The 26,011-nt window shown below is 70.8% G+C and carries 24 protein-coding genes and 1 pseudogene; 14 read left to right on the plus strand and 11 right to left on the minus strand.

Annotated features, from left to right (window positions below; translation table 11 throughout):
* The first annotated feature begins 7 nt into the window (after positions 1–7).
* Both ACZ6QQ_RS27840 and ACZ6QQ_RS27845 read left to right on the plus strand, forming a co-directional pair.
* On the plus strand, positions 8–994 hold the full coding sequence (locus ACZ6QQ_RS27840) for a carbohydrate ABC transporter permease (protein WP_465880298.1): 987 nt from the start codon (positions 8–10) through the stop codon (positions 992–994).
* Positions 991–1,839 carry a carbohydrate ABC transporter permease gene (locus ACZ6QQ_RS27845; RefSeq protein ID WP_465880299.1) on the plus strand — a complete coding sequence of 283 codons (849 nt, stop codon included), beginning with the start codon at positions 991–993 and terminating at the stop codon, positions 1,837–1,839. The genes ACZ6QQ_RS27840 and ACZ6QQ_RS27845 overlap by 4 nt, the downstream gene beginning before the upstream one ends.
* 27 nt (positions 1,840–1,866) lie before the next feature.
* Here ACZ6QQ_RS27845 and ACZ6QQ_RS27850 read toward each other — a convergent pair whose 3' ends face one another.
* Complete coding sequence (locus ACZ6QQ_RS27850) at positions 1,867–2,694, minus strand: SAM-dependent methyltransferase (protein ID WP_465880300.1); 828 nt, start codon at positions 2,692–2,694, stop codon at positions 1,867–1,869.
* Between the two features lie 245 nt (positions 2,695–2,939).
* Here ACZ6QQ_RS27850 and ACZ6QQ_RS27855 point away from each other — a divergent pair, with 245 nt between their 5' ends.
* Positions 2,940–3,881, plus strand: a complete 942-nt coding sequence (locus ACZ6QQ_RS27855) for a siderophore-interacting protein (protein WP_465880301.1) — start codon at positions 2,940–2,942, stop codon at positions 3,879–3,881.
* 58 nt (positions 3,882–3,939) lie between these two features.
* Here the strand turns inward: ACZ6QQ_RS27855 and ACZ6QQ_RS27860 are convergent, their stop codons facing one another.
* Positions 3,940–4,143: a hypothetical protein gene (locus ACZ6QQ_RS27860; protein WP_465880302.1), complete on the minus strand. Its 204-nt coding sequence runs from the start codon at positions 4,141–4,143 to the stop codon at positions 3,940–3,942.
* Positions 4,144–4,886: 743 nt separating this feature from the next.
* Here ACZ6QQ_RS27860 and ACZ6QQ_RS27865 point away from each other — a divergent pair.
* Positions 4,887–5,087, plus strand: coding sequence for a hypothetical protein (locus tag ACZ6QQ_RS27865; RefSeq protein ID WP_465880303.1), 201 nt, complete (start codon positions 4,887–4,889; stop codon positions 5,085–5,087).
* An 830-nt stretch (positions 5,088–5,917) separates the two neighbouring features.
* The gene (locus ACZ6QQ_RS27870) at positions 5,918–6,892 is read left to right on the plus strand and encodes a hypothetical protein (RefSeq protein ID WP_465880304.1); all 975 of its coding nucleotides are present in this window, start codon (positions 5,918–5,920) and stop codon (positions 6,890–6,892) included.
* A gap of 90 nt (positions 6,893–6,982) precedes the next feature.
* Here the strand turns inward: ACZ6QQ_RS27870 and abc-f are convergent, their stop codons facing one another.
* The 3 genes from abc-f to lon all read right to left on the minus strand — a co-directional run bounded on the left by abc-f (position 6,983) and on the right by lon (position 12,148).
* A complete protein-coding gene (gene abc-f / locus ACZ6QQ_RS27875) occupies positions 6,983–8,644 on the minus strand; it encodes a ribosomal protection-like ABC-F family protein (protein ID WP_465880305.1) in 1,662 nt (553 codons plus the stop codon).
* Between the two features lie 244 nt (positions 8,645–8,888).
* Complete coding sequence (locus ACZ6QQ_RS27880) at positions 8,889–9,692, minus strand: alpha/beta fold hydrolase (protein ID WP_465880306.1); 804 nt, start codon at positions 9,690–9,692, stop codon at positions 8,889–8,891.
* A 113-nt stretch (positions 9,693–9,805) separates the two neighbouring features.
* Positions 9,806–12,148: an endopeptidase La gene (gene lon, locus ACZ6QQ_RS27885; RefSeq protein WP_465880307.1), complete on the minus strand. Its 2,343-nt coding sequence runs from the start codon at positions 12,146–12,148 to the stop codon at positions 9,806–9,808.
* 172 nt (positions 12,149–12,320) lie between these two features.
* On the opposite strand from lon, the gene ACZ6QQ_RS27890 reads away from it, so the two are divergent.
* From ACZ6QQ_RS27890 to ACZ6QQ_RS27930, 9 genes are all read left to right on the plus strand, one after another.
* Positions 12,321–12,926, plus strand: coding sequence for an excalibur calcium-binding domain-containing protein (locus tag ACZ6QQ_RS27890; protein ID WP_465880308.1), 606 nt, complete (start codon positions 12,321–12,323; stop codon positions 12,924–12,926).
* Between the two features lie 193 nt (positions 12,927–13,119).
* Entirely contained in the window at positions 13,120–14,076 is a 957-nt protein-coding gene (locus ACZ6QQ_RS27895) for an ABC transporter substrate-binding protein (protein ID WP_465880309.1), read from the plus strand.
* A 148-nt stretch (positions 14,077–14,224) separates the two neighbouring features.
* Positions 14,225–14,950, plus strand: a complete 726-nt coding sequence (locus tag ACZ6QQ_RS27900) for a hypothetical protein (RefSeq protein WP_465880310.1) — start codon at positions 14,225–14,227, stop codon at positions 14,948–14,950.
* A 244-nt stretch (positions 14,951–15,194) separates the two neighbouring features.
* Positions 15,195–15,812 carry a DedA family protein gene (locus tag ACZ6QQ_RS27905; protein ID WP_465880311.1) on the plus strand — a complete coding sequence of 206 codons (618 nt, stop codon included), beginning with the start codon at positions 15,195–15,197 and terminating at the stop codon, positions 15,810–15,812.
* A 292-nt stretch (positions 15,813–16,104) separates the two neighbouring features.
* A complete protein-coding gene (locus ACZ6QQ_RS27910; RefSeq protein WP_465880312.1) occupies positions 16,105–17,748 on the plus strand; it encodes a vWA domain-containing protein in 1,644 nt (547 codons plus the stop codon).
* Positions 17,749–17,757: 9 nt separating this feature from the next.
* Positions 17,758–18,354, plus strand: a complete 597-nt coding sequence (locus ACZ6QQ_RS27915) for a hypothetical protein (RefSeq protein WP_465880313.1) — start codon at positions 17,758–17,760, stop codon at positions 18,352–18,354.
* Between the two features lie 49 nt (positions 18,355–18,403).
* Positions 18,404–19,549 (plus strand): hypothetical protein, encoded by a 1,146-nt coding sequence (locus tag ACZ6QQ_RS27920; RefSeq protein WP_465880314.1) that lies wholly within the window; start codon positions 18,404–18,406, stop codon positions 19,547–19,549.
* Between the two features lie 45 nt (positions 19,550–19,594).
* Positions 19,595–20,902, plus strand: coding sequence for a toxic anion resistance protein (locus ACZ6QQ_RS27925; protein ID WP_465880316.1), 1,308 nt, complete (start codon positions 19,595–19,597; stop codon positions 20,900–20,902).
* A 50-nt stretch (positions 20,903–20,952) separates the two neighbouring features.
* Complete coding sequence (locus ACZ6QQ_RS27930) at positions 20,953–21,255, plus strand: hypothetical protein (protein WP_465880317.1); 303 nt, start codon at positions 20,953–20,955, stop codon at positions 21,253–21,255.
* A 95-nt stretch (positions 21,256–21,350) separates the two neighbouring features.
* On the opposite strand, the gene ACZ6QQ_RS27935 is transcribed toward ACZ6QQ_RS27930, so the two are convergent.
* The 6 genes and pseudogenes from ACZ6QQ_RS27935 to ACZ6QQ_RS27960 form a co-directional block, all read right to left on the minus strand.
* The gene (locus ACZ6QQ_RS27935; protein ID WP_465880319.1) at positions 21,351–21,719 is read right to left on the minus strand and encodes a SchA/CurD-like domain-containing protein; all 369 of its coding nucleotides are present in this window, start codon (positions 21,717–21,719) and stop codon (positions 21,351–21,353) included.
* A 116-nt stretch (positions 21,720–21,835) separates the two neighbouring features.
* A pseudogene (locus ACZ6QQ_RS27940) lies at positions 21,836–22,147 on the minus strand (antibiotic biosynthesis monooxygenase family protein); the annotation flags it as partial.
* 17 nt (positions 22,148–22,164) lie between these two features.
* Positions 22,165–23,424 carry a beta-ketoacyl synthase N-terminal-like domain-containing protein gene (locus tag ACZ6QQ_RS27945; RefSeq protein ID WP_465880320.1) on the minus strand — a complete coding sequence of 420 codons (1,260 nt, stop codon included), beginning with the start codon at positions 23,422–23,424 and terminating at the stop codon, positions 22,165–22,167.
* On the minus strand, positions 23,421–24,692 hold the full coding sequence (locus ACZ6QQ_RS27950; protein WP_465880322.1) for a beta-ketoacyl-[acyl-carrier-protein] synthase family protein: 1,272 nt from the start codon (positions 24,690–24,692) through the stop codon (positions 23,421–23,423). Before ACZ6QQ_RS27950 ends, ACZ6QQ_RS27945 begins: the two co-directional genes overlap by 4 nt.
* Positions 24,689–25,108 (minus strand): cupin domain-containing protein, encoded by a 420-nt coding sequence (locus tag ACZ6QQ_RS27955; RefSeq protein ID WP_465880323.1) that lies wholly within the window; start codon positions 25,106–25,108, stop codon positions 24,689–24,691. The genes ACZ6QQ_RS27950 and ACZ6QQ_RS27955 overlap by 4 nt, the downstream gene beginning before the upstream one ends.
* Positions 25,101–25,979 (minus strand): SRPBCC family protein, encoded by an 879-nt coding sequence (locus ACZ6QQ_RS27960; RefSeq protein ID WP_465880324.1) that lies wholly within the window; start codon positions 25,977–25,979, stop codon positions 25,101–25,103. The genes ACZ6QQ_RS27955 and ACZ6QQ_RS27960 overlap by 8 nt, the downstream gene beginning before the upstream one ends.
* Positions 25,980–26,011: the final 32 nt, after the last annotated feature.

The raw sequence follows: 26,011 nt of genomic DNA on the forward strand, positions 1-26,011 counted from the left end.
ACAGACGGTGGCACTGCCGAACACGATCGACCCGTCGGGACGGCCCGCGACCGGGCCGTCCCGACGGTCACCCGGCCGTACCCGCCGCGCCGGCCGGCGGGGCAGGCGGCAATGGCTCATCGGGTACGCCTTCGTCGCCCCCGCCGTCGCGCTCTTCCTGGTCATGGGGCTCTACACCGTCGGTTACAGCGTCACGCTCAGCTTCGCCAAGTGGAACGGCTTCACCCCGGACTGGGAGTGGGTCGGGCTGGACAACTACCGCGACCTGCTCTACCGCGACCCGACCCTGGCACCGGAGCTGCGCGCCGCCGCCTGGCACACCGCGATCGCGATGCTCGCCGTACCGGTCGGGACGGTGGCGGTGGCGCTGCCGCTGGCCGTACTGCTCAACACCATCCGGCGGCTGCGCGGCCTGCTCCGGTCGGTCTACTTCCTGCCGTACGTCACCACCGGGATCGCGGTCTACTACGCCTGGCGGTACGTGCTCGAACCGGACGGGTCGATCAACCTGCTGCTCCGCTCGGTCGGGCTCGGCAGCGTGGCCCGACCCGAGGGCTGGCTCGCCGACCCGGACACCGCCCTCGGCACCCTCATCGTGATCATCATCTGGGGCAGTGTGCCGGTGGCGATGCTGCTCTACCTCGCCGGGTTGCAGGCCATCGACCCGCACCTGCTGGAGGCGGCGCAGCTCGACGGGGCCGGTGGCGTCCGGGTGGTCCGGCACATCACCTGGCCACTGCTGGTGCCGATCACGGCGGCGATCACCCTGCTCGGTATCCGGGACACCATGCAGGGCTTCCAGATCTTCCTGCTGATGACCAACGGTGGACCGGGCGGGCACACCGACGTGCTCGGGTTGCAGGCGTACCAGCTCGCCTTCTTCCAGGGCCTGTCCCCCACCCTCGGGGTGGCCAGCGCGCTCGGCTGGCTGATCTTCCTGGCCGCGCTCCTGCTCACCGTCGTCAACGCCCGACTGCTGCGGAGCAGCCAATGACCACCTTCCGGCCCGCCGCCGGCCGCCGTCCGTCGGTCGGCCAGTTCGTCGCGTACGTCGCCCTCGCCCTGTACGCCGTGGTCAGCCTCTATCCGTTCGCCTGGATGGTCTCCGGGGCACTGAAGGACCGGGACGAGATCCTGCGCGGCGGTCACCTGGTGCCCCGCCGTCCGACCTGGGACACCCTGGCCGAGACGTGGAGCCGGCTGCACTTCTTCGACTACCTGCTCAACAGCCTGCGGGTGACCGGGCTGACCGTGCTCGGCGTGCTGGTCGTCTACAGCCTGGCGTCGTACGCCTTCGCGGTGCTCGACTTTCCCGGCCGCCGGTTCCTGTTCTGGTTCTTCGTCGCACTGCTGTTCGTGCCCGGCATCACCGTGCTGCTGCCGCTGGTGATCCTGGAGAACAAGCTCGGCATCCTCGGCACCCACCTGGGGCTGGTGCTGCCGTTCGTCAACGGCACCGCCCCGCTGACGGTGCTGCTGCTGACCAACGCGTTCCGGTCGATACCGCGCGAGTTGCACGACGCGGCGCGGGTGGACGGGGCCGGCGAGGTACGCATCTTCTGGCGGGTGTACCTGCCGCTGAGCCGCCCGGCGCTGGTCACGATCGCGGTGCTGACCGCCGTGCCGACCTGGAACGAGTACGTGCTGACCCGGGTCTCGCTCAACGACGAGTCCCGCTACACCCTGCCGCTCGCGCTGGAGATGCTCGCGTCGGGCAACGTGCCCCGGTACAACGAGATCATGGCCGGCTCGCTGATCCTGGTCGTACCGGTCATCGTGCTGTTCCTCGTCGCCCAGCGGTACTTCGTCAACGGCCTCGCCGGCGCCGTCAAGGACTGAACCGGCGCCGGCCGCGCGACGGCGCGATCAACGTTTGATCGCCACACCCACCCAGGCGGGCGTCCCCTTGGCCCGTTCGACGTCGGCGGGCTCGGCCAGGTCCTCCGGCTCGGGACGCCAGAACGGCGGCTGGACCAGTCCCGGCTCCAGCAGGTCCCAGCCCGCGAAGAGCCGCTCGACCTGTTCGCGGGTGCGCAACGCCACCGGCGCGGTCCGCTCGCTGTACTCCTTCTCCGCCTGCGCCCCGGCGGCGGTGAGCTGCGGGGCCCGCGAGGCGTGCGAGATGACCAGGTAGGACCCGGACGGTACGGCGTCGCGGAGCCGGGCGATGATCGCCTCCGGATCGTCCGAGTCCTGTACGAAGTGGAGCACCGCCACCAGCAGGATCGCCACCGGCCGGGTGAAGTCCAGGCCGGCCTCGGCGGCCAGCCGTACCACCTCGGCCGGGTCGCGCAGGTCGCCCCGGAACGCCGACACCAGTGGCTGGTCCCGCAGGATCTCGTTGGCCTGGGCGACCACCACCGGGTCCAGGTCCAGGTAGAGCACGCGGGCGTCCGGCGCGACCTGCGCGGCGATGTCGTGCACGCTGCCCGGGGCGAGCAGGCCCGCGCCGACGTCGAGCACCTGCCGGATGCCGGCCTCGAACACGTACCTGGCTGACCGGGCCAGGAACGCCCGGTTCGTCCGCACCCAGTACGCCACCTCCGGCTGTACGGTCAGCAGCCGGTTGGCCATCTCCCGGTCGGCACCGAAGGTGTGCGTGCCACCCCCGAGCGCGTTGTAGACCCGGGCCAGGTTGGGTCCGGTCGTGTCCGCCTCGCCCGGCATCCACTGCTTGTCCTCGGAAAGCCCCACGTCTCCTCCTCCGCTCGACCAATTGACCCCCGTCACGGAGAACCATCGATCCGTCCGGTTGGAAGCCATCATCATGCCTGCCCGGCGCCAGCCACGAAAACCGTCCCAGGCAACGGAAATCGGCCCGGGCGAGCCGACCTCCGGCGGCAGCCCGCCAACGATCATGACCGGCTCACCGGCGCCCGGGTTGACGATCCCCACGAGCCTTGGGTTAGGTTAGCCATACCTAACGACAGGAGCCCCCCGTGACCCAGACCGCCGAGCGAGCCACGTCGACCCAGCCGTTCCGCGTCTTCGGCGTCGAGGTGTTACACGCCCGCCGGCTGAGTCCGAGTTTCCTGCGCGTGACCTTCACCGGGCCGGACCTCGGCGCGTTCGCCGACAACGGCTACGACCAGCGGATCAAGCTCATCCTGCCACTGCCCGAGACCGGCCTGGCGGACGTGCCGTACGGATCCGACTGGTACCCGCGCTGGCGGGCGCTGCCGACCGAGCGGCGCAATCCCATCCGCACCTACACCGTACGGGCGGTCCGGCCGCGACTCGCCGAGGTCGACGTCGACCTGGTGCTGCACGGCGACGGCGGGCCGGCCGCCCGGTGGGCGATCACCGCCCGGCCCGGTTCGACAGCGGCGCTCCTCGGCCCGGACGCGGGTTACCCGGGCGTGCACGGCGGGCTCGAATTCCACCCGCCGGCCGGAACCGACCAGCTGCTGCTGGCCGGCGACGAGACCGCCGTACCGGCGATCGGGTCGATCCTGGAGCGGCTGCCGGCCGACGCGCACGGCGAGGCGGTGCTGGAGGTCCCGTACGCCGACGACACGCTCGCCCTGCGCGGACCGTCCGGGGTCCGGGTGACCTGGTTGCCGCGCGACGGTGCCGAGCACGGCAGCCGGCTCGTACCGGCCGTACGGGCGGCGGCCGAGCGGCTGTGCGCCGGGTCGACCGCCCCGGCACCGGCGGTCGACCCGGAGGAGGTCGACATCGACACCGAGATCCTCTGGGAGGTGCCGGTCGACGCCGACAACGCCCCGCAGGCCGGCGAACGTGTCACCTATGCCTGGTTGGCCGGTGAGGCGGGCGTGGTCAGGACGCTGCGCCGGCACCTCGTCGGCGAGTACGGGATGGACCGCCGAGCGGTGGCGTTCATGGGCTACTGGCGGCTGGGCCGGACCGAGCAGAACTGACCACGACGGGTGCCGGTGTCGCCGTACCCGGCGCCCCGGCACCCGTCGTCACGGCCGCTCAGAGCAGGTGCACCCGTTGGGTGCTGCCGTCGCGGTTCTGCAGGACGAGACTCCCGCCGCCCTGTTCCATCATCAACTCCAGCACCAGGTTGTAGACGACCAACGCCCGGTTGATCGTGTCCGTCTTGGTGTCCCTGGTACGCCCGCAGGCGATGTCGAGCGCGTCCACCGCGCGCGGGGTGAGGTTGACGGTGACCTTCACCAGCGACCGGCTGCCGTCACCGGGACCAGGCCCCGCGTCATGCCCCCCGGTCCCGGGTCCGCCACCCGCACCGGACGCCCCCGACGCCGCGACCGGCGGCATCCCGGTACCGCCCGCCCGGTCGGTCACCGCTCGATTGTCAGCCACGCTTCGCCCATCGGTCGTGGTTTTTTCGTCAGCTACCCGCGTCATGGGCGCCACCCTTTCCCGGGGCCCGGGTAGGGAGCTGTTGTCCCAGTGCCGCCTCTGGTCGTCGCGATGCGCTCCCCCGGTGTGATCACGGCAATCCCCTCGAATGACCAGTCGACTATTGATCCGGCACGACCACCGCCACAACGGTGATCATGTCCTCACATTTTTCGCCTACAGCGGCGGTCGCCGGAGGTTATTCCCGATGCCACACGGACCGCTGTCGGAAATACGACTGACAGGCCGCGCGAACCCTTGGCGACGGACCCGTTGTGCGACATCCACTCAGGTGGTTGACAATCGCCGCCGAGGCGTACTCGTCCGACCATTCCCTATTCACCGCCCAGCCCACTCCCGGACTGCTATTCAGGAAGATAATCCGGTCCCACACCACTTTGCACCTATTGCCAGGACACACCCCGTCTTAGGGGCACAGTTGCAGGGGGACGAAACCAGTCGATGTATGGTCAGTAGCGTCTCGGTCACCCTAGGTGATCTTGATGCACCCGCACTGGCCACAAAGCCCGTTTCGCTACGAGAGAAGGAATGAACACGTGAGCCAGCAAGACGGAGCGTATCTCCGAGTCGGCGATGACCAGACCGATACATCGGACCCGGCGGACGCACCGACCATCCGGGGGTACGCGATCGACATCCAGATCGTCAAGGACCTACAGGTCGAGGTGGACACCGAGACCCCGTGGCACCTGGCCCCCGAGGACGACGACAGCAAACGGAAAGGCTCGAATGCCTAACCCCGCAGACCAGCGCTTCGATTCCATGATGGACGGACGACGTCGGCGCAACCGGATCAGACGCAACGCCGGCCGCCACCGGGACAGCCGGTCCGACCTGCGACAGTCCATCTATCGCAATCTCTCGCGGCAGTCGACCGAGACCGGACCGACCAGCACGCTCTAAACGGATCAACCGGGAATCGGTCGCTCACTGGGGAGGATGAGCGACCGATTTTCTGTGTCCCGGCCCGCCGGCGCAGACAAACCACGGTCGATCACCACACGGTCGAACATCCATCTCTCGTCACCCGTACCACTTACCGGCATCCTCATTTCGACTGGTCCACTCCGAACCGGTGAAGTCCGGGACCACAGCGGGCGACCGACGCCGACGGGGACGGAATCGACACCGGGACAGGCCGCCGGGGAACCCGCCCACCGACGGAGACGAAGCCGGCCACCGACCTCACCGCAGGCGTGCGGACCAGCACGAACAGCGGCTACGACGAGCGGTGGACCGGGCCACCGCCGGCCGAGCACCCCGGAGCGTTCGGACCGTGCGGCCGGAGTGCGCCCGCTGTAGACCCCGGTCACGGACAGCTCGTTCCGGCGCCGATCGAGCGGCATTCGAAATGGCAACCATACCGACAAAACCGGGCACGCGCGGCAACCGGAATCATGACTCGTCACATAGTCGCTGATCTGTGTCCTACATTAATTCAGTCGGCCCGCCACCCGTTTGGGCGGCACATTGCCGAGCCCACTCCACCACCAACCGAAGGGAATTTCGCATGGGCACCTCAAGGCAAAATGGGCGTCGATCGGCGCCCCGACTGATCGTCGGAACAGTGTTGGCGACACTGATGACCCTGGCCACCGCCGGGGCCGCACTGGCCGGCCCGACCGCGGACGGGGGCACGGTGGCGGCGCGCACCGACGCGTACATCCGGGACGTCGCGGGCGACATCGGTACGGAGCCGCACGCCCTCGACCCGATCTGGGCCAGCCCGGACATCAAGGTCTGCCCGACCGCGATCGAGTGCGCGACCAGCCAGAACCCGATCGTCGGAGTGACCAACTGGGTCTTCGTCAAGGTGAACGTCGCCGGCCCGTACGGCAGCGGACCGAGCACCGGCTACGTGGAGCTCTGGCGTACGACCCCGGGTGGCGGCTCGACCTGGCAGAGTGCGTGGACCCACATCGGTAACAGCATCGTGACGACCGCCAACCCCGGTGTCACCACGGTGACGATCACCTGGAACGGCGTACCCGGCCCCGGGCACTTCTGCCTCCAGGCCCGGTGGATCTCCACCACCGACCCGATGACCTCCATCGGCCCGAGCCACAGCGAGAACACCCGGAACAACAACAACATCGCCTGGCGCAACGTCGATTCGGTCAACCCGGCCCCCGGAACCCCCCAGGTGCGCCCGTTCGCCATCGGCAACGAGACCCAGACGGTGACCAGGAACGACCTCGCCATCATCCAGCGCGGTGAGCCGTTCCAGAACATCGGCGGCCGGATCATCGTCGACCTGGGACCGGTCCTGTTCCCCCGGTGGGTGCAGGCCGGACGGCCCGGCACGGGCATCCGCGAGGTCGGCCGCAACCAACTGGAGGTGGTGGCAGCCAACGCCAAGATCATCGACCTGGTGCTCAACCCCGGTGAACGACCGGAGTTCAGTCTGATCTTCTCGACCGAGATCGTGTCGTCGAAGGAGTTCGTCGTCGACGTGGTGCAGTTCGGGCCGTCGAGGGCCGGCGCACCGAAGACCGACGTCGGCGGCGTGCAGTACCTGGTACGCCCCGGAGCACGGCAGTAACACCGGTTCGTCCGGGCTGCGGGCCGGACGTGGGCGCGGTCACCCCGTGGGGGTGGGTAACCGTCCCGCGTCCGGCCCGTTCGTACGCGGTCAGTCGCCCTCGGGCGCCCGGATCTCCAACAGCCGACCGTTGTCGAGCCGCAGCCAACGGTTCACCCCGATCTCGGTGAGAAACCGTTCGTCGTGGCTGACCACCACGAACGCACCCTCGTACGCGTCGAGCGCGCTCTCCAACTGGTCGACACTGACCAGGTCGAGGTTGTTCGTCGGCTCGTCCAGCAGCAGCAACTGGGGCGCCGGTTCGGCGAACAGGACACAGGCCAGGGTGGCCCGCAGCCGTTCACCACCGGAGAGCACCCCGACCGGAAGGTGGATGCGGGCGCCCCGGAACAGGAACCGGGCGAGCAGGTTCATCCGCGCCGCCTCCGGCATCGCCGGTGCGAAGGCGGCCAGGTTCTCCGCCACCGTCCGGTCGGGATCCAGCAGGTCCAGCCGTTGGGACAGGTACGCGATCCGGCCGTCGGCCCGCCTGATCTCGCCGCCCGCCGGCTCCGGGTCGCCGTTGACCATTCGCAGCAGAGTGGACTTGCCGGCACCGTTCGGCCCGGTCAGGGCGATCCGCTCGGGCCCCCGGATGCTCAGGTCGACGCCCTCGTCGGCGAAGAGGGCGCGCTCGCCGTACCGGACCTGCATCCGCTCGCCGAGGAAGACCGTACGCCCGGCCGGGACCCTGGTGTCGGGCAGTTCCAGCGTGATCCGCTGCTCGTCGCGCAGGGCGCGGCCGGCCTCGTCGCGCAGGGCGCGGCCGGCCTCGTCGAGTCGGGCCTTCGCGTCGCCGACCCGCGCGGCGTGCGTCGTGTTCGACTTCCCCGCCGACTCCTGCGCCCCCCGTTTCATCGTCCCGGCGAAGATCTTCGGCAGGCCGGCGTTCCTGAGGTTCCGGGAGGCGTTGCCGGCCCGACGTTCGGCCCGCTCGCGGGCCTGCTGCATCTCCCGCTTCTCCCGTTTGACCTCCTGCTCGGCGTTTCGGACGTTCTTCTCGGCGACCTCCCGCTCGGCGCGCACGGCCTGCTCGTACGCGGTGAAGTTCCCGCCGTACGAGCGGACCTCGCCCCGGTCGAGTTCGAGAATGCGGTCCATCCGGTCGAGCAGCGCCCGGTCGTGGCTGACCAGTAGCAGGCAGCCGGCCCGGTCCTCGACCACGTCGTAGAGCTTGCGGCGGGCGTCGAGGTCGAGATTGTTCGTCGGTTCGTCGAGCAGCAGCACGTCGGGCCGCCTGAGCAGCTGGGCGGCCAGGCCGAGGGAGACGACCTGTCCACCGCTGACGGTGCGCAGGTGCCGGGTGAGGGCGACGTCGCCGAGGCCGAGCCGGTCCAGCTCGGCCCGGGTCCGCTCCTCGATGTCCCAGTCGTTGCCGATCGTGGTGAAGTGCTCCTCGCTCGCGTCGCCGGACTCGATGGCGTCCAGTGCGCCGAGGACCGGGGCGATGCCCAGGACCTCGGCCACGGTCAGGTCGCCGACCAGCGGCAGGGTCTGCGGAAGATACCCGAGCACCCCGTCGACGGTCACCGAGCCGCCGGTGGGCCGCAGTTCCCCGGCGACGAGCCGGAGCAGGGTGCTCTTGCCGGCGCCGTTCGGCGCGACGATGCCCGTACGGCCGCCGCCGACGGTGAAGGACAACTCCCGGAAGACCGGGGTGTCGTCGGGCCAGGAGAAGGAGAGGTTCGAGCAGACGATGAACGCCTCGGACATGTGATTGCCTCGGAGGGTGATGCGGGCGTACCGGGGTCGCCCGGCGGAGGAACAGGGACGGGTGGAACGACGACATGGCCACGTCGGCGCTCTGCGCGCCCACCGGTGGCCGATCACGTCCGGGTATCACCCGGAGATGTCGTCGTCACCCGCCATGTCTGGTCTCCCTGTTTCGTCTCCCACCGGTTTCCGGTCTTCCCGGTCCCGGTCACTCGTCGGCCACTTTACCAGCGGTCCCGCCGACTCACCGGGGGTCGCGGCGACCCGGGCGCCCGGTCGACAGCTCCTCGGCGAGCAGCCCGGACACCAGGGCCGGGTCCTCGACGTGGGCGTTGTGGCCGACGCCGGGCAGGGTCACCGCCGACGGCGTCAGCCGGGCCAACTGGTCCGCGGTGACCATCGGGTCGTGTTCTCCCCTGGCCAGCACCACCCGGCCCCGCGCCGCCGCGAGCAGACCCGGCAGGTCCGGCTCGCCGACCCCGAAGGCGGCCGGATCCAGGGCCAGCCGCCACCGCCCGTCCCCGTCCCCGGCCACCACGCCGCTCGACCCGGCCGGATCGTCGACCGGCAGCAGACCGGCCAGTCCGGACACCCTCAGGTGCCGGTCGACCGCCGCCTCGTACGAGTCGAACCAGGTGACGGGTCGTCGGGCGAGCGCACCGGCGCGGCCCAGTTCGTCCGCGGTCCAGTGCACCTTGACGCCCAACCCGATCGCGGTCCGGACCCGTACGCCGAACCAGCCGCTGGCCAGGGCGAGTCCCAGCACACCGCCGAGCGAGTGGCCGAGCACCACCACCGGCCGGTCGGGATCGAGCAGGTCGGCGAGGGCGGCGGCCAGGGCACCGAACGTGTAGCGCGGCACCGGTTTCGCGCCGCCGTGACCGGGCAGGTCCGGCGCCAGCCAACGATCCGCCCAGTGTTCGTCCAGGTACGGACGCCACCGCTGCCAGACCGCGCCGGTCGCACCGAGCCCGTGCACCAGCAGCAGCGTCGGCGCCTCGTCCTGCGCGTCGAACGCGTCGTCCCGGACCAGCCGTACGTCAGCCATGTCCGGCAGTCTGCCAGCCGCGTACGGCAGCGGTGTGGACAGACGGCGGGGGCGCCCCACCGAAGTGGAGCGCCCCCGCTCGGATCGCCCGGGACCGTGGGCGATCGCAGGTGTTACGCCACCGCGAGCGCCGGACCGTCCAGCGTCTGCGCGTCGTCGAGCTCCTCGGCCGGCCGCAGGGCCAGCGCGAGTACGTCCGCCACGTCGGCCAGGGTGTGCACGGTCAGCGCCTCGCGCACCTCGGTCGGCAGGTCGTCCAGGTCCGGCTCGTTGCGCGCCGGGATGATGACCTCGGTGAGACCGGCCCGGTGCGCGGCGAGCAGCTTCTGCTTCACCCCGCCGATCGGCAGCACCCGACCGGCCAGGGTGACCTCGCCGGTCATCCCGAACTCCGGGCGGACCGGCCGGCCGGAGGCCAGCGAAGCCAGCGCGGTGACCATGGTGATGCCGGCACTGGGGCCGTCCTTGGGCACCGCACCCGCCGGTACGTGCAGGTGGATCCGGCGTCCGGCCAGCGCGTTCGGGTCGAGCCCGAACTTGCGGCCGTTCGAGCGCAGGTACGACAGGGCGATCTGCGCCGACTCCTTCATCACGTCGCCGAGCTGGCCGGTCAGGGTCAGCCCCGGCTCGCCCTCCATGCTGGTCGCCTCGATGAAGAGCACGTCGCCACCGGCACCGGTGACGGCCAGGCCGGTCGCCACGCCCGGTACGGCGGTGCGCTCGGCCGACTCCGGGGTGAACCGGGGCCGTCCCAGGTAGGTCTTGAGGTTGTCGGTGTCGACCCGTACCGGCCCGTCGGTCGTCGCCAGCGCGACCGCGACCTTGCGCAGGATCTTGGCCAGCGCCCGCTCCAGCTGCCGTACGCCCGCCTCGCGGGTGTACTCGGCCGCGACCCGGCCCAGGGCCTCGTCGCTGACGCCGACCTCGTCGGCGGTCAGGCCGGCCCGGTCGAGCTGCCGGGGCAGCAGGTGGTCGCGGGCGATGGCGACCTTCTCCTCCTCGGTGTAGCCGTCGAGCGTGACGAGTTCCATCCGGTCCAGCAGCGGGCCGGGGATGGAGTCGACCACGTTGGCGGTGGCCAGGAAGAGCACGTCCGAGAGGTCGAGGTCGACCTCCAGGTAGTGGTCCCGGAAGGTGTGGTTCTGGGCCGGGTCGAGGACCTCGAGCAGGGCGGCGGCCGGGTCACCGGCGTAGCCCGCGGAGATCTTGTCGACCTCGTCCAGCAGCACGACCGGGTTCATCGAACCCGCCTCGCGCAGCGCCCGGACGATTCGGCCGGGCAGCGCACCGACGTAGGTGCGCCGGTGACCCCGGATCTCCGCCTCGTCGCGGATGCCACCGAGGGACACCCGGACGAACTTACGGCCGAGTGCGCGGGCGACCGACTCACCGAGGCTGGTCTTGCCCACTCCGGGCGGGCCGGCGAGGGCGAGCACGGCACCGGAGCCACGGCCGCCGACCACCTGGAGGTTGCGGGCGGCCCGCCGGTTGCGCACCGCCAGGTACTCCAGGATCCGGTCCTTGACGTCGCCGAGGCCGGCGTGGTCGGCGTCGAGTACCTCGCGGGCCGAGGCCAGGTCGGTGTTGTCGTCGGTCCGGGTCGTCCACGGCATTTCCAGTACGGTGTCCAGCCAGGTGCGGATCCAGCCGGCCTCCGGGGAGGCGTCACTGGCCCGCTCCAGCCGACCGACCTCGCGCATGGCCGCTTCGCGCACCTTGTCGGGCAGGTCGGCGGACTCGACCCGGGACCGGTAGTCGGCCGAGCCGTCCGGCTCGTCCTCGCCCAGTTCCTTGCGGATAGCGGCGAGCTGCTGGCGGAGCAGGAACTCGCGCTGGGACTTCTCCAGACCCTCGCGTACGTCCGAGTTGATCTGCTCGGTGACCTCCTGCTCGGCGAGGTGGGCGCGGACCCAGCCGACGAGCAGTTCCAGCCGCGTCGTCACGTCGGTCGCGGCGAGCAGTTCGGTCTTCTGGGCCAGGGTGAGCCAGGAGGTGTAACCGGCCGAGTCGGCCAGTTCGGAGAGGTCGGTCATCCGCTCCAGCGCGTCGATGACCTGCCAGGCGCCGCGCTCCTGGAGCAGCGACGTGGTGAGGGCCTTGTACTCGCGTGCGAGTTCCTTGGCCTTGCCGTTCGGCGCGGGTTCGTCGAGCTCGGTGGCCTCGACCCAGAGCGCCGCTCCGGGTCCGGGCACGCCGGAACCGATCCGGGCCCGGGACACGCCCCGGACCACGGCGGCCGGTTCGCCGCTGGGCAGCCGACCGACCTTCTCAATCAGGGCGATAACGCCCATGGAGCCATATTCCCCGTCCACCCGGGGCACCGCAAGAACCTTCTTGTCACCTGCCGCGCGAGCGGCGTCGACGGCAGCCTGGGTGCTCGGGTCGAGGGTCACCGGGATGACCATCCCGGGCAGCAGGACTGCGTCGGTCAGGGGCAGAACCGGAAGAGTTGCCATCGAACACCTGCCATCGTTTGAGTTGAGCCTGTACGACTCAAGTAACAAACCGTGCCCCGTGTTCCGCCCTGTGGCGCAGGCCACAATGCCGGCCCGACGACCGCTATCCGATTGTTGCCCGACGCTGGCAGGGATCGGCCGGCTTCGCTGAGCACACCTGTAGCCTGCTCTGGTGAGCCAGCCGCCCCTCGACAACCAGCGGCAGGAGCCCCGCGCGTTCGCGTACGGGCGACGCAACCAGGCGGCGGGCCGCTACCGCTCGCCGGTCCCCCGGCCATCGGACCCCTCACCCACGGCCGCGGCACCTGCCCGCATCGGCGTCAACCGCCGACGTTACTGGTTGTTCGCGCTGCTCCTGGTCCTGACGCTGGGCATCGGAGCGGCCACGTTGAGCGCGGTCTTCGCCGGTCAGACCCCCGCCACACTCGCCCCGCACGGCGTGGCCCTGGCATCGGCCAAGGCCGCCCAGCCGTCCTCCCCCAGTCCCGCGCCCACCACCCGACCGGCCACTCCCGCGCAGCCGCGCAACCAGACCCGGCCGCGGACCTCAACCACCGGGAGCACACCCGTGGTCACCACCGCGCCCGGCGTCCCGTCCACCGACCAACCCGCCGCCGGACCGACACCCGAGGCCGGCCAGGGCGGCGCCGTCGCCTACCGCAACTGCAACCAGGCACACCGGGCCGGCGTGACCCCGCTGCACCGGGGCGACCCCGGCTACTCGGCGAAGCTGGACAAGGACGGCGACGGCGTCGCCTGCGAGAAGGACAGGGACTGACCCGGCCCGTACGACATCGACCCGGCACCGGACGAGCCGGCGCCAGACGACGATCCGCCAACCGCCGACGCCGATCGGCCCTTTGTTGACCCCTTGACGGACCGACTCTAGGGTCCACAGAGGAGTCGTTTTCGCGATTCGCACGGGGTTGGTCGGAAGCTGTACGCCGTCGGCCGGATCGGGAGAGCACCACATGCGTAGAAGACTTGCCGTCGTCGTGGTCGCCACCATGTTGCTCACCGCGTGCGGCGACGTGGATGGCGGCACCACCGGAGGGACCCGGGACAAGCCCACGCAGATAACGGTCGGAGTGATCCCGATCCTCGACGTGGCGCCGATCTACCTCGGTGTCCGACAAGGATTCTTCGCCGAACGCAAGCTCGACGTCAAGCTCGAACTCGCCCAGGGCGGTGCCGCGATCGTGCCGGCCGTGCTCTCCGGCCAGTTCCAGTTCGGGTTCAGCAACAACACCTCCCTCCTGCTCGCCCAGACCCGCGGGCTCCCGCTCAAGATCGTGGCACCGGGTTCCTCGTCCACCGGCGTACCCGGCAAGGACTTCGCCGGGGTGGTCGTCGCCAGCGGCAGCGCGATCCGGTCCAGCGCCGACCTGTCCGGCAAGTCGGTGGCGATCAACACTCTCAACAACATCAGCGACACCGTCGTACGCGAGGCGGTCCGCAAGGCCGGCGGCGACCCCGGAACGGTGAAGTTCGTGGAGCTGCCGTTCCCGGACATGCCGGCCGCCGTGATGAACGGTCGGGTCGACGCCGCGTTCATCGTCGAGCCCTTCCTGACCATCGCCCGCAACCAGAAGGGCCGGGACATCTCGTCGGCCTACGCGGAGGCGACGGCCAACCTGTCGGTGGCGACGTACTTCACCTCGGCGGATCTGATCGAGTCCGAGCCGTCCCTGGTGGAGGCGTTCACCGAGGCGGTGGTGGAGTCCCAGGCGTACGCCGCCTCCCACCCGGACGAGACCCGGCAGGTGCTGTCCACGTACACCTCGATCGGGGCCGACGTCGTCCCCACCCTGACGCTGCCTGCCTTCCCGGCGGAGATCAACCGGCAGTCGGTGCAGGCACTCGCCGACATGGCCCAACGGGACGGCCTGGTGACGAAAACACCGCAGGTGGGTGCGCTCTTCGAGTGACCCGCACCGGAGACCGGAGACGGAGTTCGTCCGGAACCAGTGGCACGGCGACGGCGTCCCCGCGCTGCCGTCCGGGCGGCTCACGTCGGCGGCACCCCGAAGAGGGTGAAGAACCGTCGCACGTGCCGGTCCTAGATTAGGAGTGAAGATGGACGCGCTACTCGCCCGCGTGCTCGAAGGCCAGGGCGGAATCGACCACTGGAGGAAGCTCTCCACCCTGACCGGCACGATCGACTACGACGGCCCGTTCTGGGAGTTCAAGGGTCACGCCGACTTCGTCGGCACGGACACCGTTGCGGCGAACCTCCAGGAACAGCAGATCCACCAGACCCAGCGGTCGACCGGCCGGACGGTCGTCTTCGACGCCAGCGCCGACCGGGTGACCATCACCGACCCGGACGGCAGGATCGTCGAGGAGCTGGACAACCCGCGCGCGACCTTCGCCGGCTACGCCGTCAACACCCCGTGGAGTCTGGCCCAGACCGCCTACTTCCGCAGCTACGCCACCTGGCACTACCTGGTCGAGCCGTACGTCTTCGCCTGGCCGGGGGTCGAGGCGCACGAGGTGGAGCCGTGGACGGAGGACGGCCGGACCTGGCGGGGACTCAGCGTCACGTTCCCCGACTCGATCCACGTGCACAACCCGACCCAGCTCTACTACTTCGACGACGCCGGCCGGCTCCGCCGGATGGACTACCAGCCCGTCGTCAACGGCGACTCGCCGGTCGCCCACTACATCCGCGACGAGCAGACCTTCGACGGGATCGTGGTACCGACGCAACGGCACATCTTCCTGCGCAACGAGGACCGGACCCCGGACCTGTCGTGGAGCCCGATCACCCTGAGCCTGAGCGACGTCAGGTTCAGCGGCTGACCCGCCCGGCCGGCGACACGGCCCGCCGGGCGGGCGGGGCACGGCTGGCCGATTCCGCCCGGTCCGGCCCCGGCGAGTGGTCTGATGGTGCTGGCGGCCGCAGACCCGCCAGCACCCGCCACACCAGCGGGAGCACCAGCCGGACGAGAGGACACGATGCGCCGACCCGTCGGAGCCGAGCCGCGCCGGACCGGCGGCGTACGGACCCGCGCGCCGTCCGGCGGCGGCTGATCGGGGCGCCCGGGTGGATCAGCTCACCAACGTCCTGTCCGACCTCTCCGGCTGGCCGCTGCTGCTCATCGTCGGACTGCTCGCCTTCGGCGAGTGCGCCGCCTTCATCGGGCTGATCCTCCCCGGCGAGACGGCCCTGCTGATCGGCGGCGCGCTCGCCGCGACCGGGCGGACCAACATCGCCGCGCTGGTGATCGTGGCGGCGGTCTGCGCCGTCGTCGGCGACAGCGTCGGATACGAGATCGGTCGCCGGGTCGGAATGCCGCTGCGCCGAAGTCGGCTGGGCCGCTGGGTCGGCGAGGAGCGCTGGCAGCGGGCGGAGAGGTTCATCCAGCGCCACGGGCCGGCAGCCGTCATGCTCGGCCGCTGGGTGGGGGTGCTGCGGGCGCTGGTGCCGGCACTGGCCGGGATGACCCGGATGCCGTACCGCAAGTTTCTCGCCTTCAACGTCGTCGGCGGCGTGACCTGGGCGACCGCGGTGATCCTGATCGGCTACGTCCTCGGCGCCTCCTGGAAGCAGGCGCAGAGTTACCTCGGCGAGGCGAGCTTCCTGCTGGCGGCGGCGGTGGTGCTGGCGGTGATCGTCCGCTGGCTGATCGTACGGCGGCGCAAGCGCCGACACGACCACTGATCCGGCGCCGCACGGTCCCGGTGCCCGGCGCCGCGTGCTCCCGTCGCCCCCGGAACCGCCCGACCCTCGTCGGGAAGGTGGCCGGTGGGCGACACCGGGATGACATCTCGTCGACGGATGCGTGTCGGCGGGCCGGGACCGACTCCCGACCACCCGCCCGCGTGGCGCTCCGGCCCTGGTCAGCCCCGCATAGGCACTGGGCGGGCCCGCGGACCGGGCGCACCGCCCGGTAGCCGCGCACTGCTACCAAGAACCCGTTCGGAACAGGATTCCATGCGGAAATGGGGCACGGGTGCGATTCAAGGGACTGGCCGGGGCCGCACTGGCGGCGGTGCTGCTCCTCGCCGGCTGTACCGACGACGGCCCACCGGACCCCGACCGGTCCGGCGCCCCCGGACCGGCCGGTACGACGCTGCGGATCGTGGCCGGCTCTGAGCAGCAGGCGGTGATCGACACCATCGTCAAGCCCTGGTGCGACGCCCGGGGCTACCGGTGCCCGGTGACCTTCCTCGGCTCGGTGGACCAGGCCCGGCAGCTCGCCGCCGGCACCGGGGAGTACGACGCCTACTGGTTCGCCAGCAGCGTCTTCCTCCAGGTCGGCGACCAGCGCTCCGTGTTACAGGACGTCAAGCCGATGTTCCTCACCCCGGTGGTGTTCGCCGGCTGGCGCGGCGAGATGCAGCGGCTGGGCTTCACGGGGCGTACCGACGTGTCGATCGCGGAGATCCTGACGGCGGTCGAGTCCGGCCGGACCCGGGTCTGGATGACCAACCCCACCCAGTCGAACTCGGGCGCGACGGTGCTGTTCGGCTTCCTGAACCACTTCGCCGGCAACGGGCCCGGCAAACCCCTGACCCAGGAACAACTCGACTCGCCCGAGGTGGTGCGGGGAGTGACCCGGCTGGTCGAGGCGATGGAGCAGACCCCGCCCTCGACCGGCACGTTGATGGCCGACTGCCTGGACCGGCCGGACGCCTGCCGAACCATGTTCACCTACGAGGACCTGGTGATCGAGAAGAACCAGGAACTGGTCCGGGCGGGCCGGGAACCGCTGGTGGTGGCGTACCCGCGCGGTTCGCTGGCGATCAGCGACGCGCCGCTCGGTTTCCTGCCGCACGCCGACGGCGACAACACCGCCCGGCGGCGGGTCTTCACCGAGTTGCAGGCGCACGTGCTGTCCTCGCCCGAGGCACAGGCGCAACTGCGCGGCCTGGGCCGTCGACCGGCGTCGAGCATCGGCCTCACCCTGGACAACCCGGACCTGTCGGTGTTCAACCCGGAGTGGGGCATCCAGGCGACCATCAACGAGCAGGGCATCCAGTTCCCGGTGGCGTCGGTGATCGAGTCCGCGCTGAACCGCTACCAGACCAGCTACCGCCGACCGGTCGCGGTGCACTACTGCCTGGACGGCAGCGGCTCCATGCAGGGCAACGACGGGTGGACCGGGGTCAAGCAGGCCGCCGCCCAGGTCTTCGACGCCGAACCGGCCGCGCGCAACTTCCTCCAGACCCACCCGCAGGACGTCACCAGCGTGACGATCTTCAACGGTGGCATCACCGGCGGCAGCCCGTGGACGGTCAGCGGCAACGACCCCGGCCAACTGCACGGCCTCACCGAGGCGATCACCCGCTACCGCCCCGAGGGCGACACCAACCTGTACGGCTGCCTGCTCCGGGCCGCGAGCCAGCTGAAGGATCCGGCGCTCGGTGACCGCAAGCGCCTGGTGGTGCTGATGACCGACGGCAGGTCCAGCCAGAACGAGCGACCGGCGGCGCTGGCGGCGCTGCGTACCGCCGGTGTGCCGGTGATCGCGATCGCGTTCGGCAAGGACGCCGACCCGAGCCAGTTGACCGAGGTGGCCCAGGCCACGTCCGGCGCCTTCTTCGAGCAGAACGACCTGGTCGCCGCCCTGCGCCAGGCCGCCGGCTACAAGTAGGGGCGGGCGGTGCGGCACAAACTCGCGGCCCCGGCCGGGCTGCTCACCGGTGTGCTGGTCTTCGGCGGGGTCCTGCTCGCCACCCGGTCGGTGCTCTGGCCGGCACTGCTCGCCGTCGTGGCGGCGGTCGGGGTCTACCTGATGGTCGACGACCGGACCCCCGCCGAGGCGGCCGGCGACAGCTACCTGGACGAGGCGAACGCCAAGGTCGCCGAGGCGCTGCGCACGCTGCGGGAGGTACGGCGACTCAGCCGGCAGGTACGGGCACCGGCCGCCCGCGCCGCCCTGGAGACCGCCTGCCGGCACGTCCCCGACCTGTTCGACCGGGTACGCGCCACCGCCCCGAACACGCTGTACTCGACCGCGAGCCAGATCGGCGCGCACCTGGTCTCCCTCGACGGCGCCGTACGCCGCTACCTCGACATCCAGGCGTCCCCGCTGCTCTACCGGGACGCGGACGCGCTGCTGTCGAGCGGGGACCGGGCCTTCCAACGGTTCGCCGACTTCACCCTGGACAGCGTCCGGCTGGTCAACCAGGGCGACCTCGGCCAGTACGTCGCGAACCTCGACACGGTCGCCCCGCCGCGCATGCCCGAGGTGACCTAGTTGACACCGTCGGCGACGTACCAACACGCACGATCGAAAGGACGTTGACGTGAGACTGCCGAGTCTGCGGTTTCTCATCGGGCTGGGCATGGTGATCGTGGTCGGGGTGGTGGCCGGCGTGCTGTGGCTGCGCGCCGGTCAACCGGCGGCACCCGGTCCGGCCGCCCCGGTGGCGATCACCTGCCTGGGCGGTTCGGAGAAGTCGGAGCTGATGGCCGATCCCGAGGTCACCCGGATCCTGCGGGAGACGTACGGGCTCACCGTCGGCTTCCAGCACCTCGGCTCGTACGACCAGGTGCAGCTGTCCACGGAGGAGCTGAGGGCACGCGGCGTCGGTTGCCTGTGGCCGTCGAGTTCGAGTGCGCAGAGCGTCTTCGAGGCCGGTCACCAGGGCGCCTTCCCGGCGTACCGGGCGGAGAACGTGCTCCAGTCACCCGAGGTCCTGTACGCCGGCCCCCGGGGCACCGAGGCGCTGGTGAAACTCGGCCTGGTCGAGCAGCGGGACAACCGCTTCTATCTGATCGACATGAAGGCGCTGCTGCTGGACTACGTGCTCAAACACCGGACCTGGGACTCGATCGGCGCCGAGGGGCTGCGCGGGCCGATCTCGGTGTCGAGCACCGATCCGGCGAAGTCCAACAGCGGCTTCACCCTGGCCCAGTTGCAGTTGGCGATCGTGGCGACGGCGGACCCGTACTCGGCGCCGAACCTGGCCCAGGCGCGGACCGCGCTGCCGACGATGCGACAGATCTACGACGCACAGGGGTTGCAGTCGCGCACCTCCGAGACCGGGTTCCGGGAGTGGCTGACCCAGGGCGGCGAGTTCAAGGCCCCGCTCTACGCCGGCTACGAGAACCAGGTGATCCAGCAGGTGGCCCGCGACCCGTCGGCCGGCGGTCGGCTGCTGGACAGCATCCGGGTGCTGTACCCCGACCCGACCATCTACAGCGACCACCCGATCCTCGCCCTCGACACCGACAGTGCCCGGTTCGTCGAGGCGATGAAGGACCCGGCGATCCAGACGATCGCCTGGCGCAGCTACGGCTTCCGGTCGGCGATCCGGCTCGGACTGAGCAACGTGGCCGACTTCCCGGCCCTCCCGCTGGCCGAGCAGATCCGGGTCACCCCACCACCGGCCGCTGACGTGACGTTGGCCCTGCTCGGCTGCGTCAAGGACGCCAGGACCTGTGGCTGAGGCGAACACCGGCCCGGACGAGACACCGTACGGAAGAGGAAACCGATGACCCAAGGCAACGCCCTCCAGATCGACTTCGGCACCATCGTCGGCGGTCCGGCCGACCCGCCCGCCGGGGCGGCCGACAGTGCGGTCGCCACCGTGCTCGCCTCCACCGAACCACGGGCCCTGGTCTGCTCGGACCTGCTCAGCGCGGAGCAGCGGGCCCAGGCGCTGGTGGTCGCGGAGAAGCTCTACCCGACGATGCTGGCCAGCACCAACGAGCTGGCGAACTTCGGCAACGCCGCGATCGAGCAGGTCAACGCCCAGGTGACCCGGATCTTCCGGGAGGTCGGGCGGGTCGACATCCCCGAACTGACCTCGATCATGCGGCAGCTCAACGACCGGATGCGAGGCTTCCGGCGCAGGTACGACCCGTCGGACCCGAAGGTGCGGGAGGCGTTCGACAAGTTCGTCGACTCCGTACGCGGCCTGTTCCGCAGGGGCCGCAACCTGTTGGAGATGCTCTTCGAGGAAGCCCGTACGGTGGAGCGCCAACTCGACCTGGTCGCCGGCCAGCTCAGCGAGAAGCAGGTGCAGTTGCGCCGCAACGTGGTGCTCTGCGACGAGCTGTACAAGGCCAACGAGGCCGCCATCGGGCAGCTCATCGGTGCGATCGCGGTGATGGAACTGGTCCGGGACACGGCGGTGGCCGACGCCCGGTCGATCACCATCGACCCCGACGACATCCACCGGCGGGACTCCGAGGAGCGGCTGTCCCGGGTGACCGAGTTCATCTCGGCCATCGAGGTGCGGATCAACGAGTTCCAGCAGCGCCTCTTCGTCGCCTGGTCGACCTCGCCGCAGGTGCGCAACATCCGGACCCTCAACTACGGCCTCGGGCAGCGGCTCGCGCTGCTGATCAACCTGACCATCCCGACGATGAAGCTGACGATCGCCCAGTGGGGTCTGCTGCTCCAGGCCGACCAGGCCGCCGGCATGCAGCAGGCGGTCGCCGACGGGGCCAACGAGGTGCTGAGCGCGTACGCCTCCGCGTCCCGGTCGGCGGTGCCGCAGATCGCCAAGGTGATCCAGACACCGACGATCCGGCCGGAGACCATCCTTGAGGTGGCGGACTCGATCGACGCGCAGGCGCGCGGGATCGAGGAGGCGGTCCGGTACGGCCAGGAGAAACGCGCCGAGGTCGCGTCCGCGATCGTCGAGGCGAACGAGTCGATGTCGGCGTCGGCCCAGCGGTTGAGCCGGATAGTGGTGGACCTGGTGGCGAAGGCCCGCGACCCGCTGGTCCTGCCGGCCGCGCCCGAGCTGCCCGCCGCGGTCACCGGTCAGCCGGCCCCGGGCACCACCCGCTGACCGTACGGCGCCGCCTCCTCCATGTTGGACCCGCTTTCTACCCTGACGCCATGCTGTGGATATCGATGGTGGCGGTCGTCATCGCCGTGACGCTGCTCGGCGTCGTGGTGGTACGCGCACGGCGGACCGGAACCGGTCCGGTAGACAACCAGGCGTCGCGTGCGCTACGGGAGATGTCCCGGGACTCGCGCCGGCGGCGGGGTTACCCTGCCCGTGGCTCCGGTTCGCTGTTCGGCCGGACCCCGATCAACCGGTACGGCGACGAACACCACGGTGACCACGGTGGTGGATGGGGCGACGGCGGGGGCGGAGGTGGCGGCGGCGACGGCGGAGGCGGGGGCGGTTCGTCGTGAACGTGGTCGGTGCCGGTCCGCCTCCTCGGGTCACGGACTCCGGCTGGCTCGGGTGGCCGTACCGCCACCCGAGCTACCAGCGCACCTGCCGGGCACTACTGGTCGTGCCGGCGGGACAGCACGCACTCCATCGAGGCGGTGCGGAAGAAGTCCCGGGCGCCCTGCTGGGTGGCCATGTCGCGGGGTACGGCGAGATGGTCCTGCAACTCCCGCTCGAACTCCCGTACCGCCTCCTGCCGGCTCATGTGGGCGGCGACCAGACCGAGCGGGCCCTCGACCTCGATCACGCGTACGGCCATCTCCCGGCCGACGAAGGCCATCGTGCCCAGCAGCCGCCCGACCAGCCGCCCGTCGTCGCCGAAGATCTCGAACTGCGGCCGCCCACTGATCCGGAACAGCTCCTTGACCTTCTCCTCGCTACCCGGCCTCAGCGGGTAGTAGAGCGCGTGCCAGTTCGAACCCATCCGTTCTTCCTTCCTCGGTCAGCGTGGCGGCGTCCCGGTCAGACCTCCGCCGTCACCGTCTCCAACTCCTCGTCCAGCCGGTCGTCGGGCGCGTGCCGATCGGACGGACGGCTACGGGCCGAGGTCTGCTCCTGGACGACGAAGCGCATCGAACGGGCCTCGGTCATGCACTCGCGCATCGGCCCGACCAGCTCGCGGTGCTCACTGCTGCGCTCCCACGCCTCGAACTGCGCCAGCGACGCCCACTCGCTGGTGATCAACCACTGCTCCGGATCGGTGGCCGAGCGGCAGACCTGGTCCACCAGGTGTCCCGGCACCCCCTCGGCGACCTGGTAGCGGATCCGGTCGTACGCCCGGAGGAACTCCTCGGTCCGCTCCGCCGGTATCCGGATGAGGAACACCACCCGCCCCTTGCCCGATCCACCCATCGCCGTCTCCTCCCGGATCACTGGTCACCACCGGCCCGCTGGCCGGGCGGCTGGTAGGCACGGATCAACACGGAACTGTTGAATCCGTCAAAGCCCCGCGCACCGACCAGCGCGGTCCGTACCGGCCCGCTGCGCGCCTGCCGGACGAAGTCCAGTTCGCACCCCGGAGCCGGCCGGTCGAGCCCGGCGGTCGGCGGCAGCACCCGGTGCCGCAGGGCGAGCAGCGCGTTCGCCGCGTCCAGCGCCGAACCGCCCTGGTGGGCCCGTCCGACCAGGGGTTTCTGGGTGGTCACCGGCGGCGAGTCCGGGCCGAAGACGGTACGCAGCGCCGCCGCCTCCGCCCGGTCGTAACGCGGCACCCCCAGCGCGTCGGGGAACACCACGTCCACCTCCTCGGGCGGGCACTGCGCCCGGTCCAACGCCAACCGCATCGACCGGGCGTACTGCGTCTCGTCGGCGGCGCCGACCCGTACGGTGTGCCGGCCGTCGTGGGTGGCGCCCCAACCGGCGATCTCGCCGTACACCGTGGTCACCCCCCGGGCCAGGGCGTGGTCGAGGTCCTCGACCACGAACACCGCACCCCCCTCGGCCGGCACGTAACCTGCGGCGGCGACGTCGAACGGCCGGTACGCCCGCTGCGGGTCTTCGCTCTCGCTGAGATGACCATTGCGGATCTGGCAGGCCAGGGCGTACGGGCTCAGCGGGCACTCGGTCCCGCCGGCGATCACCACCGGGGTTCCCCGGCGGATGATCCGGGCGGCGTGCGCGAGGCTGTCCAGCGCGCCGGCCGCCTCGGCGACCAGCACCCCGCACGGTCCCTTGAACTGGTGGTGGATGGAGACCTGGCCGACGCTGGCCGCGTAGAACCAGGCGATCGACTGGTACGCCCCGACGGTCCGCGACGGCTGTCCCCAGAGCCGTTGCAGTTCACGTTGGCCGAACAGGTTGCCACCGGAGGAACTGGCGAGCGTGACCGCGTACCCGTACGGGTCGGTGGCCACCTCGGGCAGGCCGGCGTCGGCGAGGGCGAGCCGGGTGGCGGCGAAACCGAGGTGGGTCCAGCGGTCGGTCTGCACCAGCCGCCGGTTGTCGGCGAAGGCGCTCGCGTCGAAGTCGGCGACCTCGCCGGCCAGGGTGGTCGGGTAGCGGTCCGGGTCGAACAGGGTGATCCGGCCGATCCGGTTCTCCCCGGCCAGCACGGTCTTCCAGTGCGCGTCGGTGCCGATCCCGCTCGGCGCGACCACGCCGATGCCGGTGACCACCGGCCGGGGCGTCATCGGTGCAGCTCCCGCAACCGCTTGAACACCATCGCCGACTGGAACCCGCCGAAGCCGCTGCCGACCGACAGGGCCACCTCGACCAGCAGGTCACGGGCGGTGTTGGGGATGTAGTCGAGGTCGCACTCGGGGTCCCGATTGGCCCAGTTCGCGGTCGGCGGGACCACGCCGTACTCGATCGCCAGGGCGCAGGCGGCCATCTCGATCGAGCCGATCGCGCCGAGCGAGTGCCCGACCATCGACTTGATCGAACTGATCGGCACCCGGTACGCGGCCGGGCCGAGCGAGCGCTTGAACGCGGCCGTCTCGTGCCGGTCGTTCTGCCGGGTGGCCGAGCCGTGCGCGCTGATGTACGAGATCTCGTCCGGGTTGACCCGGGCCTGGTCCAGTGCCGAGTTGATCGCCAGCGCCATCTCGGCACCGTCGGGTCGCAGTCCGGTCATGTGGTAGCCGTTGCTGCGGTTGGCGTACCCGGCGACCTCGCAGTAGACCCGTGCGCCCCGGCGCCGGGCGTGTTCCCACTCCTCCAGGACCAGCACCGCCGCCCCCTCGGCGAGGACGAAGCCGTGCCGGTCCCGGTCGAACGGGCGGGAGGCGTGCGCCGGGTCGTCGTTGTCCGGGGTGGTGGCCTTGATCGCGTCGAAGCAGGCGACGGTCACCGGGGAGATCGGCGTGTCCGACGCGCCGGTCACCACGATGTCCGCCTCGCCGTCGGAGATGAGCTGGTAGGCGTACCCGATCGAGTCGATGCCGGAGGTGCAGCCGGTGGAGATCACCTGCGCCGGTCCGTGCAGCCCATGGCGTACCGCCACGTCCGCCGCCAGGCTGCTCGGCACCAGCGCCTGGTAGAGGTACGGTCCGCCGCACTCGTGGTCGACCAGCCAGCGGGTGCCGGAGTCGCTGGCGACCACGTACTCGTCCTCCAGGGCCATGGTGCCGCCGACCGCCGAGCCGAGCACCACGCCGGTCCGCTCCCGGGTCGCCTCGGACAGGTCGAGCCCACTGTCGGCCAGCGCCTCGATCGAGCCGGCGAGCGCGAACTGGACGTACCGGTCGGCGCGGCGGCGTTCCCTCGGGGTGAGGCCGGCGGCGACCGGGTCGAAGTCGCACTCGGCGGCGATCTGGGAGCGGAACGGTGACGGGTCGAAGAAGCTGATCCGGCGGGTCGCGGTCTGGCCGTCGGTGATGGTGGCCCAGAACTGTTTGCGGGTCGGACCGCCGGGGGCGACCACCCCGATGCCGGTCACCACCGTGCGGCGCGCTGTCATGACGCGAACTCCGGTCGGGTCGGCGGAGTGCCGGCGCGCTCGGTGTCGACGTGTCCCAGTTCCGGGCGCGGGGCGAGCGGCCCGAGTTGGAAGACCACCTCGGCCGGCTCGTCGCCGGTGTTGCGCAGCCGGTGCCGGGTGTCGACCGGGATGAAGAGCGCCTCGCCGGCCGTGACCGGCACCGGTGTGTCGTCGAGGTCGACGGTGATCGCGCCGCGTGCGACGTAGAGGAACTCCTCGCTGTACGGGTGGTAGTGCTCGGCGATCCGCTCGCCGGGTGCCAGGGTCGCCACCCCCATGAAGCCCGAGGTGGAGCCGACGGTCTTCGGCCCGAGCAGCACCCGCAGTTCGCCCCCGCGTCGCTGGTCCGGCGGCACGTTTCGGGCGGCCACCACGGACGGTTCACGCTCACTCATCGTCGCCCCCGGCGGGTACGTCGAGGGCCCGCTCGCGCGCGGCCGCCTCGATCTGGTCACGGATGATGTTCATCTGGATCCTGCTGTTGCTGTTGATCCGCTCGGTCATCTGCGCGTTGTCGACCGGGGCGGTGGGTTTCATGGCGAAGTCCTGCACCCAGGTCATCCGGGTGCCACCGGTCACCTCGTCGTAGCGCCAGTAGATCCGCATGTACGCAAACGGCCCGGTCTCCACCCGACGCGCGTGCACCTCGTACGTCTGCGGGTCGGTCGTACGTTCGCTGACCCAGCTCCAGGCCACACCGTTCTCGTCCGGGAACATGGTCAGCCGGAACAGCACCCGGTTGCCGCGCCGTTCCAGCACCTCCGCGAGCTGGTACTCGGTGAACAGCGTCGGCCAGCGGGTGACGTCGTTGGTCAGCTCCCAGACCAGCTGTCGGGGCGCGGCGATCACGATGCTGTTCTCCGTATGCCCCGGCGGACCCCCGCCGACGGTGCCGACCGGTTCGACGGTGCGCACCGACCCGGTGGCGGCCACCGGTTCCGTCGTGCCGGTCGCGGCGGTGTCGCCGTCGGCGGCTTCGACGACGGTCGACTGCGCCGGCACGGTCGCCGGCTCGGCCTCGCGGTCCACCAGGTCGGCGATGTCCGCGATGGTCAGGTGTTTCACCTCCTCCGGGATCTGCACCCGGTACCGCTCGGCGATGACGGCCTGCAGTTCGAGCAGGGCGAGGGAGTCCATGCCGAGTTCGTCGAGCGACGCGGTGGGTGCCGCGGCGGCCGAGTCGGCGTTGAGTCCGCAGTTGCGGACGAGGATCGAGGTGATGTCCTCGGCTGTCGCCAGCCGCTTGTCCGCCCTCTGCACGGTCATCTGGTCTCCTTGAACTCGACGCGTTCGAATCG

The organism is Micromonospora sp. NPDC049529 (genome assembly GCF_055586685.1).

Bases quoted from the DNA above. Each gene is read 5' to 3' on its own strand.
- ACZ6QQ_RS27845 (WP_465880299.1), top strand. From the start codon at position 991: ATGACCACCTTCCGGCCCGCCGCCGGCCGCCGTCCGTCGGTCGGCCAG.
- abc-f (WP_465880305.1), bottom strand. From the start codon at position 8,644: ATGTCCGAGGCGTTCATCGTCTGCTCGAACCTCTCCTTCTCCTGGCCC.
- ACZ6QQ_RS27880 (WP_465880306.1), bottom strand. From the start codon at position 9,692: ATGGCTGACGTACGGCTGGTCCGGGACGACGCGTTCGACGCGCAGGAC.
- lon (WP_465880307.1), bottom strand. From the start codon at position 12,148: ATGGCAACTCTTCCGGTTCTGCCCCTGACCGACGCAGTCCTGCTGCCC.
- ACZ6QQ_RS27895 (WP_465880309.1), top strand. From the start codon at position 13,120: ATGCGTAGAAGACTTGCCGTCGTCGTGGTCGCCACCATGTTGCTCACC.
- ACZ6QQ_RS27900 (WP_465880310.1), top strand. From the start codon at position 14,225: ATGGACGCGCTACTCGCCCGCGTGCTCGAAGGCCAGGGCGGAATCGAC.
- ACZ6QQ_RS27925 (WP_465880316.1), top strand. From the start codon at position 19,595: ATGACCCAAGGCAACGCCCTCCAGATCGACTTCGGCACCATCGTCGGC.
- ACZ6QQ_RS27930 (WP_465880317.1), top strand. From the start codon at position 20,953: ATGCTGTGGATATCGATGGTGGCGGTCGTCATCGCCGTGACGCTGCTC.
- ACZ6QQ_RS27935 (WP_465880319.1), bottom strand. From the start codon at position 21,719: ATGGGTTCGAACTGGCACGCGCTCTACTACCCGCTGAGGCCGGGTAGC.
- ACZ6QQ_RS27945 (WP_465880320.1), bottom strand. From the start codon at position 23,424: ATGACGCCCCGGCCGGTGGTCACCGGCATCGGCGTGGTCGCGCCGAGC.
- ACZ6QQ_RS27950 (WP_465880322.1), bottom strand. From the start codon at position 24,692: ATGACAGCGCGCCGCACGGTGGTGACCGGCATCGGGGTGGTCGCCCCC.
- ACZ6QQ_RS27955 (WP_465880323.1), bottom strand. From the start codon at position 25,108: ATGAGTGAGCGTGAACCGTCCGTGGTGGCCGCCCGAAACGTGCCGCCG.
- ACZ6QQ_RS27960 (WP_465880324.1), bottom strand. From the start codon at position 25,979: ATGACCGTGCAGAGGGCGGACAAGCGGCTGGCGACAGCCGAGGACATC.